Raw genomic sequence first — 13,494 nt, forward strand, 5'->3', positions numbered from 1 at the left:
GTGTCAGTGGAAATCTGGCAGCAGTGCGTGGAATTGCTCCGCGAGGAACTGCCTGCTCAACTGTTCAATACCTGGATACGTCCGCTCCAGGCGGAGGCGGAAGGTGACGAGTTGCGCATCTATGCGCCTAACCGCTTCGTCCTGGATTGGGTCAATGAGAAGTACCTGGGTCGCTTGCTCGAGTTGATGGCGGAACGGGGCGAGGGTTCGGCACCTGCCCTTTCGCTGTTGATCGGTAGCCGTCGCAGTTCTGCTCCGCGCACCGCTGCCAATGCGCCCCTGGCGGCCGCCTCCATGCCAGCGCCTGCGCCAGCCTCTGTTCAGCCTGCTGCCCCGGCGCCGATACCGGCTGCGCCGAAAGCTGCCGATCCGGAGCCATCCCGGGACAGCTTCGATCCAATGAACGCTCCAACCACTGCACGAAGCGAAACGCGCAGTGTTCAGGTTGAAGGTGCGCTCAAGCACACCAGTTACCTCAACCGTACCTTTACCTTCGAAAATTTCGTGGAAGGCAAATCAAACCAGTTGGCGCGAGCAGCGGCATGGCAGGTGGCAGATAACCCCAAGCACGGATACAACCCTCTGTTCCTTTATGGCGGGGTCGGCCTGGGTAAAACGCACCTCATGCATGCAGTGGGCAACCATCTGCTCAAGAAAAATCCAAATGCCAAGGTGGTGTACCTGCATTCGGAGCGATTCGTTGCGGACATGGTCAAGGCGTTGCAATTGAACGCTATCAATGAGTTCAAGCGCTTTTATCGGTCCGTTGACGCGCTGCTGATCGATGACATTCAGTTTTTCGCGCGCAAGGAACGGTCTCAGGAAGAGTTCTTCCATACCTTCAACGCCTTGCTGGAGGGTGGCCAGCAGGTCATCCTCACCAGCGATCGTTATCCCAAGGAAATCGAGGGCCTTGAAGAGCGGTTGAAATCGCGTTTCGGCTGGGGTCTGACGGTTGCCGTCGAACCTCCGGAGCTGGAGACGAGGGTTGCGATCCTCATGAAGAAAGCTGACCAGGCCAAGGTTGACCTGCCTCACGATGCCGCATTCTTCATTGCCCAGCGTATCCGCTCTAATGTGCGCGAGCTTGAAGGCGCCCTCAAGCGGGTGATCGCTCATGCGCACTTCATGGGACGGGACATCACTATTGAGTTGATCCGCGAGTCCTTGAAGGACCTTCTCGCACTGCAGGACAAACTGGTCAGTGTGGATAACATTCAGCGCACAGTTGCTGAGTACTACAAGATCAAGATATCCGATCTGCTTTCCAAGCGTCGGTCGCGATCGGTCGCCCGACCTCGCCAGGTCGCGATGGCCCTGTCCAAGGAACTGACCAATCACAGCTTGCCAGAAATCGGCGATGTGTTCGGCGGACGGGATCATACGACGGTCCTGCATGCCTGCAGAAAGATCAACGAGTTGAAAGAATCTGACGCGGATATTCGCGAGGATTACAAGAACCTGCTCCGTACGCTTACCACTTGACGCTTACGTAGCTGCCACGAAAAAGGCCAGGAACTGACGCCATGCATTTTTCCATTCAACGAGAGGCGCTCCTCAAGCCTCTGCAACTGGTTGCTGGGGTGGTAGAACGCCGCCAGACGCTGCCTGTGCTTTCCAACGTGTTGCTGGTAGTCCAGGGGCAGCAGCTTTCCCTTACCGGTACCGATCTGGAAGTTGAGCTCGTAGGCCGCGTGCAGTTGGAAGAACCTGCGGAACCGGGCGAAATCACCGTGCCGGCCCGCAAGCTGATGGACATTTGCAAAAGCCTTCCCGCTGATGCACAGATTGACGTACGTCTGGATGAGCAAAAGCTTCTGGTAAAGGCAGGTCGCAGTCGCTTCACTTTATCCACATTGCCCGCCAGCGACTTCCCTACGGCCGAAGAAGGTCAAGGTTCACTCACGTGCACCCTTGCCCAAGGCAAGCTGCGTCGCTTGATCGAGCGCACCGGGTTTGCCATGGCCCAACAAGACGTACGTTATTACCTGAACGGGATGTTGCTGGAGGTTTCGACCGGGTTGATTCGTGCGGTCGCCACAGACGGCCACCGGCTGGCCATGTGCTCGATGACTGCTGATCTTGGTCAGGCCGACAAGCACCAGGTTATCGTGCCTCGCAAGGGTATTCTTGAGCTCGCGCGTTTGCTCACCGATCCAGACGGTACCGTCAGCATCGTACTGGGCATGCATCACATTCGTGCCACTACCGGTGAGTTCACGTTCACTTCCAAACTGGTTGACGGCAAATTCCCAGATTACGAGCGTGTGCTGCCCAAAGGCGGTGACAAGGTTGTGCTCGGTGACCGCCAAGCTTTGAAGGAGGCATTCAGCCGTACCGCCATTCTTTCAAACGAAAAATACCGTGGTATCCGGTTGCAGCTTGGCGCTGGCCAGCTGAAGATTCAGGCGAACAATCCAGAGCAGGAAGAGGCTGAGGAAGAAATCAGCGTCGACTATAGCGGTGGTAGCCTGGAGATCGGCTTCAACGTCAGTTACCTTCTGGATGTACTCGGTGTAATGACAACAGAGCAGGTACGGTTGGTGCTCTCCGATTCCAACAGTAGCGCGTTGCTTCAGGAAGCTGATAATGACGACTCTTCCTACGTCGTGATGCCGATGCGGCTTTGATCGCTTATTAATGTCCCTCTCCCGTGTTTCTGTCACTGCGGTGCGTAATCTGCACCCAGTGACATTGTTGCCCTCCCCTCGGATAAACATCCTCCATGGTGCCAACGGCAGCGGTAAAACCAGCGTCCTTGAAGCTATCCATCTGCTTGCCTTGGCCCGCTCCTTCCGCAGCACCCGCCTTCAGCCGGTAATCCAATACGAACAACCCGCCTGTACTGTGTTCGGTCAGGTTTTGGTTGAGAATGACCGCGTATGCAACCTAGGCGTATCTCGCCAGCGGGATGGCGACTTCTTAATCCGTATTGACGGCGAAAATGCCCGCAGCGCTGCACAGCTGGCCGAAGTGCTTCCTTTGCAGTTGATCAACCCGGATAGCTTCAGGCTTCTGGAGGGTGCCCCTAAGGTGAGGCGGCAGTTCCTGGATTGGGGAGTGTTCCACGTGGAACCTCGGTTTCTCCCCGTTTGGCAGCGGCTGCAGAAGGCTTTGAAGCAACGGAACTCATGGCTGCGGCATGGTACAATAGACGCCGTTTCGCAGGCCGCTTGGGACCGGGAGCTGCTGTCGGCCAGTGCGCAGATTGATGAATTCAGACGATCATATATCCAGCAGCTCAAGCCTGTATTTGATCAGATCCTCGGTGAGCTGGTTGATCTACCAGGTCTGTCTCTGAGTTATTTCCGCGGCTGGGACAAGGACCGTGAATTGAGCGAGGTGCTAGCCAGTTCGTTATTGCGCGACCGGCAGCTGGGGCATACGCATTCAGGGCCACAGCGCGCCGATTTACGGCTCCGCCAGGGTAGCCATAACGCTGCCGAAACTCTCTCCCGAGGCCAACAGAAACTGGTGGTCTGCGCTCTACGTATCGCTCAAGGCCACCTGTTAAGCCAAGTCCGCAGAAGTCAGTGTGTTTATCTGGTAGACGACCTGCCCTCTGAACTTGACGAGCAGCACCGTAGAGCTCTTTGCCGGCTGCTTGAAGAACTGAAATGTCAGGTGTTCATCACCTGCGTTAACCACGAATTCCTGGGTAATGATTGGCATGAAGATACGGAGGTATCGTTGTTCCACGTGGAACATGGCCACATCACTCAGACCTCGAAACATCAGGAGTGAAGCATGAGCGACAACCAGACATATGACTCCTCTAGCATCAAGGTACTGAAAGGCCTGGATGCGGTTCGCAAGCGCCCCGGTATGTACATCGGCGACACAGACGATGGAAGCGGCCTGCACCACATGGTGTTCGAGGTGCTGGACAACTCAATTGACGAAGCACTGGCGGGTCACTGTGACGACATCACTGTAACCATTCACCCAGACGAGTCCATCTCCGTTCGCGACAACGGCCGCGGCATTCCGGTAGACGTGCATAAAGAAGAAGGCGTCTCCGCAGCGGAAGTCATCATGACCGTCCTGCATGCCGGCGGTAAATTCGATGACAATTCGTACAAGGTTTCCGGTGGCCTCCACGGTGTAGGTGTGTCGGTTGTAAACGCCTTGTCCGAATCCTTGCTCCTGACCGTGCGCCGCAGTGGCAAAATCTGGGAGCAGCACTACGTTCACGGCGTGCCGCAAGAACCGATGAAGGTTGTTGGGGAAAGCGAAACTACGGGTACCGAAATCCATTTCAAACCGTCAGCTGACACCTTCAAGAACATTCACTTCAGCTGGGATATCCTGGCGAAGCGAATCCGTGAGTTGTCGTTCCTCAATTCGGGGGTCGGGATCTTCCTGAAAGACGAGCGCAGTGGCAAAGAAGAATTCTTCAAATATGAAGGCGGCCTGCGCGCATTCGTTGAATACCTGAACACCAACAAGACCACGGTCAACCAGCAGGTCTTCCACTTTACCGTGCAGCGCGAAGACGGCGTGGGCGTAGAAATCGCCTTGCAGTGGAACGACGGGTTCAACGAGAACCTCCTCTGCTTCACCAACAACATCCCGCAACGCGACGGCGGTACCCACCTCGTAGGCTTCCGCTCGGCCCTCACCCGGAACCTCAATACCTATATTGAGCAGGAAGGCCTGTCGAAGAAGCACAAGGTGGCAACCACGGGTGATGACGCCCGCGAAGGGCTTACAGCGATCATCTCGGTTAAAGTGCCAGATCCCAAGTTCAGTTCACAAACCAAAGACAAGCTGGTTTCTTCCGAAGTGAAGACCGCTGTCGAACAGGAAATGGGTAAATATTTCTCCGACTTCCTGTTGGAGAACCCGAACGAAGCGAAGGCAGTGGTCGGCAAGATGATCGACGCCGCTCGTGCACGCGAAGCAGCCCGCAAGGCCCGTGAAATGACCCGCCGCAAGGGCGCCCTGGACATTGCAGGCTTACCGGGCAAGCTGGCGGATTGTCAGGAAAAGGACCCTGCCCTTTCTGAACTGTACCTGGTGGAGGGTGACTCTGCAGGTGGGTCAGCCAAACAAGGCCGCAATCGTCGTACCCAGGCTATCCTTCCGCTGAAGGGTAAGATCCTCAACGTTGAAAAAGCACGCTTCGACAAGATGATTGCCTCGCAAGAGGTGGGCACGCTGATCACCGCGCTCGGCTGTGGCATTGGTCGTGACGAATACAATATCGATAAATTGCGTTACCACAACATCATCATCATGACCGACGCTGATGTGGACGGTTCGCACATTCGTACCCTGCTGCTGACCTTCTTCTTCCGTCAGCTGCCGGAGCTTATCGAACGGGGCTATGTGTACATTGCCCAGCCACCGCTTTATAAGGTGAAAAAGGGGAAGCAGGAACAGTACATCAAGGACGACGAGGCGATGGAGGAATACCTCACTCAAACCGCCCTTGAGGACGCCAGCCTGCACTTAGGGGAAGACGCGCCAGGTATCAAGGGCGAAGCCCTGGAGCGCCTGGTGAACGACTACCGCATGGTCATGAAAACCCTCAAGCGGCTGTCTCGTTTGTATCCACAGGAAATCACTGAGCACTTCGTTTACTTGCCACCTGTATCGCTCGAGCAACTGGGCGACCATGCGGCAATGCAGGAATGGCTGGAGCGTTTTGCCAATCGCTTGAAGCGGTCGGAGAAGTCAGGCCTTACCTACAAAGCGACCCTGCGCGAAGATCGCGAGCGCAGCGTTTGGCTGCCTGAGGTTGAGGTGCTGTCGCATGGCTTGGCAAGCTACGTAACCTTCAACCGGGACTTCTTCGGTAGCAATGATTACCGTACCGTAACGGCCCTGGGAGCTCAGCTGAACAGCTTGCTCGACGAAGGCGCATACGTTCAGCGCGGTGAGCGTAAAAAGCCCGTAAGCGAGTTCAAGGAAGCCTTGGACTGGCTGATGACCGAGACGGCCAAGCGTTTCAGCATTCAGCGCTATAAAGGGCTTGGTGAGATGAACCCTGATCAGCTCTGGGAAACTACGATGGACCCAACGGTACGTCGTATGTTGAAGGTCACCATCGAAGACGCCATTGGCGCGGATCAGATTTTCAATACCTTGATGGGCGATGCTGTGGAGCCTCGCCGCGATTTCATCGAGAGCAATGCGCTAGCGGTGTCCAACCTGGACTTCTAACCCCTACCAGGCCGACACCCAAAACCCCAGCTTACGCTGGGGTTTTTTTATGCATTGTCGGGTCATATACCAGTATTCAAGTCCTCCCGGATGGTCGCCTTCGGCTGCCCGGGCCAAGTCCCGGTAAGGTCAATATGCATTACACCCGCTGGCCATTGCGCTACAGGGACCGCCCAGGAAAGGGTTTGCCGAACATCCTTGAACACACCCTTGAACACCAGCTCTAGTTGCAACTCCTGCGCGTTTACAGGAATGTTGGCAAAGCTGCCGGAAAGCCCGCCGGAGATGGTCGTTACCGGCTCATTCACACGCTTGCCGTCTACGCTGTAGCTGAGCTTGGCCTTGGTGATGTACGTTGTTGCTTTACTGGCCTTGCTATCCAGAAAGAGCGACAAGCCGTTGATTCGCCCGCGCCACGCCGGCAGCACAGTACGCCCTTCGAAGGACGAAAACGCAAATGCCACCGGGATCAGCTCGCCAGCCACCTCCCCTTCCGCTGCAGGCCAGACGTGCTTGTCCAACGAACGAGTTTCCCGGCTGTAGCTATAGCTGGCGCGTACGGAGCCGCCAGGGCCTTTGTCCCCCAGCAGGGCGTGCAGGCCTTTGACGGTCCCTCCCAAGGTATAGGAAGCGTCCTTATCGTTCGCGCCGATGTTGAGCCCGCTGCTCGCGTACACGACCTCGGTAATAACACCGAAGCCTTGAGCGATCTTGCCATTCTGGGCGAAGCCTACCTTTTCCGCCGCCGCCAATAGCCAAGCATATTGGTCGTTCAGAATCCCCAAGTCAGTGACCGCTACCTCTTTGGCGATGGCGAATTCGGAGGCGATCGAATCTTTGTTTTGAAAGCGCCACACGAATTCAACTTCTGGTTTGAGGCTCAGCCCCGAGTGGGGATCGACTATAGAGGCTTCACCCTTTACGTCCGCCTGCTGCCGGCTTACGCCTTCACTGCTGAGCTTCCAACTCGAAGAAACCAGCTTCTCCTTCACCGAAAGAGAAGGAACGGTTTCCCCTACCAACTTGAAGGCCCCAGTGGAGGTGTCTACGAAGCCGACCGCCCCAGGTTGGATATTCGGAGCTAATGCCCAGTTACCCCAAAGGTTTGGCCGGCTTTGGCGTATCAGATGTGTAAATCGATTGTTCCAGTCCGACATGGTGCACTCCCTTGCGTTTACCAACGAGGGAGCAACCTACCGTTTTCCATACTGGTTCGCGGAGCTGGAACCTGTTCCCCGCTGCCAGGGTCAGTGGGCTATTCTCCGATCATCAGCCCATTTGGAGGCAGGGGCAGCGCGGTTTTATAGCGAACCTGCTTGAGTGCAAAGCTTGAGCGGATATTGGCGACGCCAGGGAACCGCGTGAGGTGATTGATGATAAAACGCTCCAATGCGTGTATGTCTGGAACCAGAACACGGATCAGGTAATCCGCATCGCCGCTCATCAAGTAGCACTCCATTACTTCAGGACGCTGAGAAATAGCCTCTTCAAAGCGCGCCAGGGCCCCGTCCACTTGTTTCTCGAGGCTGACGTGAATAAACACATTGACGTGCAGGCCGAGCATCTCTGGGGCGAGAAGCGTCACCTGCTGCTTTATCAACCCAAGCTCCTCCATCGCTTTAACCCGATTGAAGCATGGCGTAGATGAGAGGTTTACCGTGCGTGCTAGCTCTGCGTTTGTGATACGCGCGTTGTCCTGCAGCGCGTTAAGGATGGAGATATCAGTTCTATCCAGCTTACGCATGGGGTTTTCCTTCAATGCAAAATACGTCCATGACCGTTTTATGGCATTAAGCCATTAGCCACAGCTACTGTTTCTTGTCGTTTTTGGGATGTATTACGTACCACACAGTACGGTATCTAATACAGGTCTCACTGGAGTAAAAGCAGGAACCTTGGTACAGCTGTACAGATCCGGTTAGCTTGCCAAAAGCACGGATGCCTCCCGGTCGCAAAGCTCCATGAGAAAGTCCCAGACCACGCGAAGCCTCACCGACTTATGTAGCTCTTTACGGGTACTTATCCAATACGTTCTCTGGATGCTCTCGGCAGGTAGCACCCGGCGCAATTGGCTGTCTTGGGCCGCCATGTATTGCGGGAGTACTGCGATGCCAAGCCCGGCATGGGCAGCCAGCTGCTGGGCGAGCACGCTTGTGCTGCGAAAAACCACATTGGGTGACCGACAGAAGGCGTTAAGTAGCAACAATTGCTGGCTGAACAGCAAATCGTCTACGTAGCCGATCCATTGATGTTGGCTCAGTTGGTCCCGGTGCTGCAGGGGAGGCGCAGCCGCCAGGTAGGCGGGGCTGGCATAGAGGCCCAGTCGATAATCACTGAGCTTGCGCGTAATCAGCATGTCCGCCTCCGGGCGTTCGAGATGGATGCTGATTTCTGCCTCTCGGTTGAGGATGTTGACGAAACGCGGCACCGCGACCAGCTCGACCTGAAGCCCAGGGTACCGTTCGAAGAGCTGCGGCATGCGAGGGGTGATAAAGCAGACGCCTATGCCTTCCGCCGTACCCAAGCGGATCTTTCCCAGCGGCATGATTGACTGGGTGATTTCTTCCTGCGCCATCAGCGCAGAGTTTTCCATGGCTTCGGCATGCCGGAGCAGTGCATTGCCGGCTGGCGTAAGTTCGTAGCCTTGGGCTTGCTGCACGAACAACGCAGTGCCCAAGGTGCGCTCGATGCGCTCGATATGGCGGGCAACCGTGCTATGGGTGGTATTGAGCCGTTTGGCGGCGGCAAGCAGGCGCCCGCTGCGATGGAGCTCGAGAAAAAAACGGACGTCGTCCCAGTCGAACATAGCCACTCCAATAATTATCGTTGTAAATCAGGAGGCTGTTCATGCTGTGCAAAAACGCACAGCCATTGGGTAAAAACTATCGTTTTCAAACCGCGTTTAATCAATACCATGAGGTAAAGAACAATAAAAATACGAGGCGTAGCGCATGTCGAATGCCCAGGATACATACGATTACATCATCGTTGGCGCCGGCCCGGCCGGTTGCCTGCTGGCTAACCGGCTATCTGCGAACCCCGAGCACCGGGTGCTTCTGCTCGAAGCCGGCGGTGAAGATAACTACGCCTGGATACATATCCCGGTCGGCTATTTGTTCTGCATCGGCAACCCGCGCACCGACTGGTGCTTCAAAACCCAACCCCAAAATGGCCTGCATGGGCGTTCGCTGAATTACCCCAGGGGCAAGGTATTGGGAGGGTGTTCCTCCATCAACGGCATGATCTACATGCGTGGCCAGGCGCGAGATTATGATGGCTGGGCAGCGTTGGGGAACGCGGGCTGGAGCTGGAACGACGTGCTGCCCCTCTTCCGCAAGACCGAGCTTCACGCTTCAGGCGGGAATGACTGGCACGGCGAAACCGGCGAATGGCGAGTGGAGCCCCAGCGTTACCGCTGGCCGATCCTGGATGCGTTCCGAGAAGCAGCCGGGCAGGCGGGCATCGAGCCTGTGGATGATTTCAATCGCGGCGATAACGAAGGCTGTGGATATTTCCACGTGAACCAGCGCGCAGGCGTGCGATGGAATTCTTCCAAGGCGTTTTTGCGGCCGGTACTCAAACGAACAAACCTGAAGGTATTGACCAAAGTTGCTGTGGATAAACTACTGTTTGACGGCGACCGAGCAAGCGGTGTCGAAGCTGACTGGCTAGGCAGCAAACGTTCGTTCGCAGCCAGTCGAGAGGTGATCCTCAGTGCTGGCTCCATCGGGTCCCCCACTATCCTGCAACGCTCCGGTATCGGCCCTCGCCCGTTACTCGAAAAACTCGATATTCCTGTGCGTGTAGAAGCGCCGGGGGTGGGTACGAACTTACAAGACCACCTGCAACTGCGGTTGATCTATCAGGTCGAGAACGTACGTACGCTCAATCAGGTTGCCAATAGCCTGTGGGGGAAATGCGGCATGGGGCTGCGCTACCTCTATGACCGCAGCGGCCCATTGGCCATGGCACCGAGCCAGCTGGGCGCCTTCGTTCGCTCCGATCCCAGCCAGCCCAGCGCCAACCTTCAGTACCACGTACAGCCCTTGTCCCTGGACCGGTTTGGCGAGCCCTTGCACCGCTTCGCAGCCTTCACGGCCTCTGTGTGTAACCTGCGCCCCAAGAGCCGGGGCCGGGTGGAAATCACTTCCCGTAACCCAAGCGACGCGCCTTTGATAGACCCTCGATACCTGAGCCATCCGGATGACCTGCGCGTTGCGGCCGATGCCATTCGGGTAACCCGTACTATCGTTGAAGGCGCCGCGCTCGCACCCTTCAAACCGGTCGAGTACCTCCCGGGTGCTTCCTTCCAGTCGCAGGAAGAACTCGAAACAGCGGCGGGTACTGTTGGAACGACTATATTCCACCCGGTTGGCACCTGCCGCATGGGGGTGGACGCCGAAGCGGTAGTGGACCCAGAGCTTCGGGTCAGGGGTGTTCGAGCGCTTCGCATTGCCGATGCTTCGATCATGCCGCTGATTGTTTCCGGAAATACCTGCTCCCCTACACTCATGATCGCCGAGAAAGCGGCAGAGCTATTGCTACGCTCCCCTGGGGCTGAAGAGGTAACCGTGCCGGCTCGTGCTGAACGGGTGCCTGTGGCGGCGCTCTGATCCGCAGCGTGCACTAACTATCGAAGGAACGAAGCAACGAAGCAGTAAGCGCACCGGCGCAGTCAGCCGGGCAGACAGTGGAACAACAAGAAAAATCACTGCGCCCTTTGGGCCGAGGACAGGACCAATGACCGACTACACGCAGCCACAGGCCGCACAGGTGGTGCCCAACGCAGCCAGGGAAGAGCGGAAAATCATTTTCGCGTCGTCGCTGGGTACGGTGTTCGAGTGGTATGACTTCTTTCTCTATGGCGCCTTGGCGGCGGTTATCAGCAAACAGTTTTTCGCCGGTGTGAACGACACTACGGCGTTTATCTTCGCGCTGATGGCGTTTGCTGCCGGATTCCTGGTCAGGCCCTTCGGCGCATTGGTATTCGGGCGGCTCGGGGACATGATCGGCCGTAAGTACACGTTTCTGGTCACCATCGTGTTGATGGGGCTCTCGACCTTCGCGGTAGGCCTGTTACCGACCTACGCCAGCATTGGCCTGGCGGCGCCGGTAATTCTTATCGTGCTGCGCATGCTTCAAGGCCTGGCACTGGGAGGCGAATATGGCGGCGCAGCCACTTACGTGGCCGAGCATGCCCCGGCAAACAAACGCGGGCACCATACCGGGTGGATTCAATCGACCGCCACCCTCGGGCTGCTGCTTTCGCTGGTTGTGGTTGCGGGATGCCGATACGTGAGTGGAGACCAGTTTGAAACCTGGGGCTGGCGGCTGCCGTTCCTGCTCTCCATCGTGTTGTTGGGCATTTCCACATGGATTCGCTTGAGCCTGCATGAGTCGCCCGCCTTTACCAAAATGAAGGCCGAAGGCAAGGTGAGCAAGGCGCCTATCCGCGAATCCTTCGGCTCGTGGGCCAACCTCAAGATCGTGCTGACTGCACTGTTCAGCATCAATGCGGGGCAGGCCGTGACCTTCTACACCGCGCAGTTCTATGTGATGTTCTTTCTCACCCAGATGCTGAAACTCGACCCTGCGCAGGCCACCAACCTGATGATCATCAGCGTGATCATTGGCGCACCCTTCTTTGTATTCTTCGGTTGGCTGTCCGATCGCGTGGGCCGCAAGCCAATCCTCATGCTGGGCCTGCTACTGGCGACGGTCTTGTATTTCCCACTGTTCAAAGCGCTGAGCCATTACGCTAATCCGCAGATTGACCAAGCAACCCGGCAAGCGCCCATCGTGGTAATGGCGGACCCTGACACCTGCACCTTCCAGTTTGACCCGGTAGGAAAGGCCCGTTTTGACAGCCCCTGTGACAAGGTCAAAACCTTGCTGGTAAAAGCGGGCGTACCTTACACCTCTCAGGCGGCGGTTGCCGGCAGCGCGGTTGTGGTTACCGTAGGGCAAACCCGTATCGAGGGCTATGACGAAGCGGCCTTGCGCGGCGCTATCACAGGGGCCGGCTACCCGACCAAAGCGGAGCCAGCCCAGGTCAACCAGCCGATGGTAGTGGGCATTATCGTAGCGCTGATTCTGATCGCGACCATGACCTATGGCCCGCTGGCCGCGGTGATGGTCGAACTCTTCCCGACCCGCATCCGGTATACCTCGATGTCGCTGCCTTATCACATCGGTAATGGTTGGTTCGGCGGCTTCTTGCCTACCGTCTCGTTCGCGCTGGTGGTGTATACGGGAGATATTTACTACGGGTTGTGGTACCCGATTACCGTCACGGCGGTGAGCCTGGTAGTTGGCTTGATCAGCCTGAGGGAAACGCGACACGTGGATCTGGATAACGCCTGAATACATCCAGCCCTGCCAACCGTGCCCGCCCGTTCTGGCGGGCACTTTCGCTAGAGGCAGAAAAACTTATGCACGTTTTTGAGCCGATTTTCCGCTTGAGATAAAGCTTTCTATTTCAGTGAGTTAAAGCCGTTTCCAGGAAACGGCAAGAAAAACTGCTCACAAGTTATCCACAATTAGACCGGGTTGCCGGTATCCACCGTTGCCACGATAGAACCCATCTCACGTTGGGCATTGGCAATCCAGGCGGCGGCTCTGTCGTTGAGCTCAGCGGTTGCGCGCGGCCCGCTGCCTTCAGCGTACATGGGAGCGCCGATCATCACGTCGATCACGCCGGAGCGCTTGGCCCAGCCATCCTTGGGCCAGAACTTGCCGGCATTGTGAGCGATCGGCAACACCGGCAGCCCGGCATTCACCGCCAAGGCAGCGCCACTGCGGGTGAACTTGCCCATAGTGCCGTAAGGCACTCGGGTACCTTCAGGAAAGATCAGCACCCAAACCCTGTCCTTGAGCAATACATCGCCTTTGGTTGCGACCTGCCGCAAAGCTTCCTTGGGGTTCTCCCGATTGATCGCGATCGGCCGAAGCATCGCCATTGCCCAACCAAAGAAAGGCACGTACAGCAGTTCCTTTTTAAGCACCTGGCTCAACGGTTGGAAATAGGCGGAAAGGAAAAAGGTTTCCCAGGTGCTTTGATGATTCGACAGGATCACGCAAGGGGTAGCCGGCACGTTTTCCGCGCCAGTTATGCGTACCCGAATGTTCAAAAACACCCGGGTAAGCAGCAATGCGAAGCGGCACCAGTAGACGTTGATAAACCGGTAGCGCGCCGGGAATTTAAGAAATGGGCACACGAAAAAGCCGATCGTGCACCAGATCAATGCACTTAGGGCCAGCAAAACGTAGAAGAGTGTGATTCTGATGGCCTGCAATGCGGACATGGCGTTGTTACCGTACGGGCCG

General features: G+C 56.6%; 10 protein-coding genes. 6 read left to right on the forward strand and 4 right to left on the reverse strand.

All coding sequences use genetic code 11. The features are described from left to right. From dnaA to gyrB, 4 genes are read left to right on the forward strand one after another with little or no spacing between them, the layout of a single operon-like run. Window positions 1–1,485 carry a chromosomal replication initiator protein DnaA gene (dnaA, locus tag AC3Z8Y_RS00005; RefSeq protein ID WP_490087925.1) on the forward strand — a complete coding sequence of 495 codons (1,485 nt, stop codon included), beginning with the start codon at window positions 1–3 and terminating at the stop codon, window positions 1,483–1,485. Between the two features lie 41 nt (window positions 1,486–1,526). After that, complete coding sequence (gene dnaN / locus AC3Z8Y_RS00010; protein WP_490087926.1) at window positions 1,527–2,630, forward strand: DNA polymerase III subunit beta; 1,104 nt, start codon at window positions 1,527–1,529, stop codon at window positions 2,628–2,630. Between the two features lie 10 nt (window positions 2,631–2,640). Beyond that, window positions 2,641–3,744: a DNA replication/repair protein RecF gene (recF, locus tag AC3Z8Y_RS00015; RefSeq protein WP_490087927.1), complete on the forward strand. Its 1,104-nt coding sequence runs from the start codon at window positions 2,641–2,643 to the stop codon at window positions 3,742–3,744. A gap of 3 nt (window positions 3,745–3,747) precedes the next feature. Further along, window positions 3,748–6,168 carry a DNA topoisomerase (ATP-hydrolyzing) subunit B gene (gene gyrB, locus AC3Z8Y_RS00020; RefSeq protein ID WP_490087928.1) on the forward strand — a complete coding sequence of 807 codons (2,421 nt, stop codon included), beginning with the start codon at window positions 3,748–3,750 and terminating at the stop codon, window positions 6,166–6,168. A 62-nt stretch (window positions 6,169–6,230) separates the two neighbouring features. On the opposite strand, the gene AC3Z8Y_RS00025 is transcribed toward gyrB, so the two are convergent. The 3 genes from AC3Z8Y_RS00025 to AC3Z8Y_RS00035 form a co-directional block, all read right to left on the reverse strand. Then, window positions 6,231–7,325 (reverse strand): hypothetical protein, encoded by a 1,095-nt coding sequence (locus AC3Z8Y_RS00025; RefSeq protein ID WP_490087929.1) that lies wholly within the window; start codon window positions 7,323–7,325, stop codon window positions 6,231–6,233. Between the two features lie 98 nt (window positions 7,326–7,423). Continuing rightward, window positions 7,424–7,912, reverse strand: coding sequence for an Lrp/AsnC family transcriptional regulator (locus AC3Z8Y_RS00030; RefSeq protein ID WP_181111189.1), 489 nt, complete (start codon window positions 7,910–7,912; stop codon window positions 7,424–7,426). A gap of 174 nt (window positions 7,913–8,086) precedes the next feature. Further along, a complete protein-coding gene (locus tag AC3Z8Y_RS00035; RefSeq protein ID WP_490087930.1) occupies window positions 8,087–8,974 on the reverse strand; it encodes a LysR family transcriptional regulator in 888 nt (295 codons plus the stop codon). 145 nt (window positions 8,975–9,119) lie between these two features. Here AC3Z8Y_RS00035 and AC3Z8Y_RS00040 point away from each other — a divergent pair, with 145 nt between their 5' ends. Beyond that, window positions 9,120–10,781, forward strand: coding sequence for a GMC family oxidoreductase (locus AC3Z8Y_RS00040; RefSeq protein ID WP_490087931.1), 1,662 nt, complete (start codon window positions 9,120–9,122; stop codon window positions 10,779–10,781). A gap of 127 nt (window positions 10,782–10,908) precedes the next feature. Beyond that, window positions 10,909–12,531 carry an MFS transporter gene (locus AC3Z8Y_RS00045; RefSeq protein ID WP_490087932.1) on the forward strand — a complete coding sequence of 541 codons (1,623 nt, stop codon included), beginning with the start codon at window positions 10,909–10,911 and terminating at the stop codon, window positions 12,529–12,531. A gap of 176 nt (window positions 12,532–12,707) precedes the next feature. On the opposite strand, the gene AC3Z8Y_RS00050 is transcribed toward AC3Z8Y_RS00045, so the two are convergent. Further along, the gene (locus tag AC3Z8Y_RS00050) at window positions 12,708–13,472 is read right to left on the reverse strand and encodes a lysophospholipid acyltransferase family protein (RefSeq protein WP_490087933.1); all 765 of its coding nucleotides are present in this window, start codon (window positions 13,470–13,472) and stop codon (window positions 12,708–12,710) included. Between the last annotated feature and the right edge of the window lie 22 nt (window positions 13,473–13,494).

It is taken from the genome of Pseudomonas sp. 3MAES_34.3B, assembly GCF_058145875.1.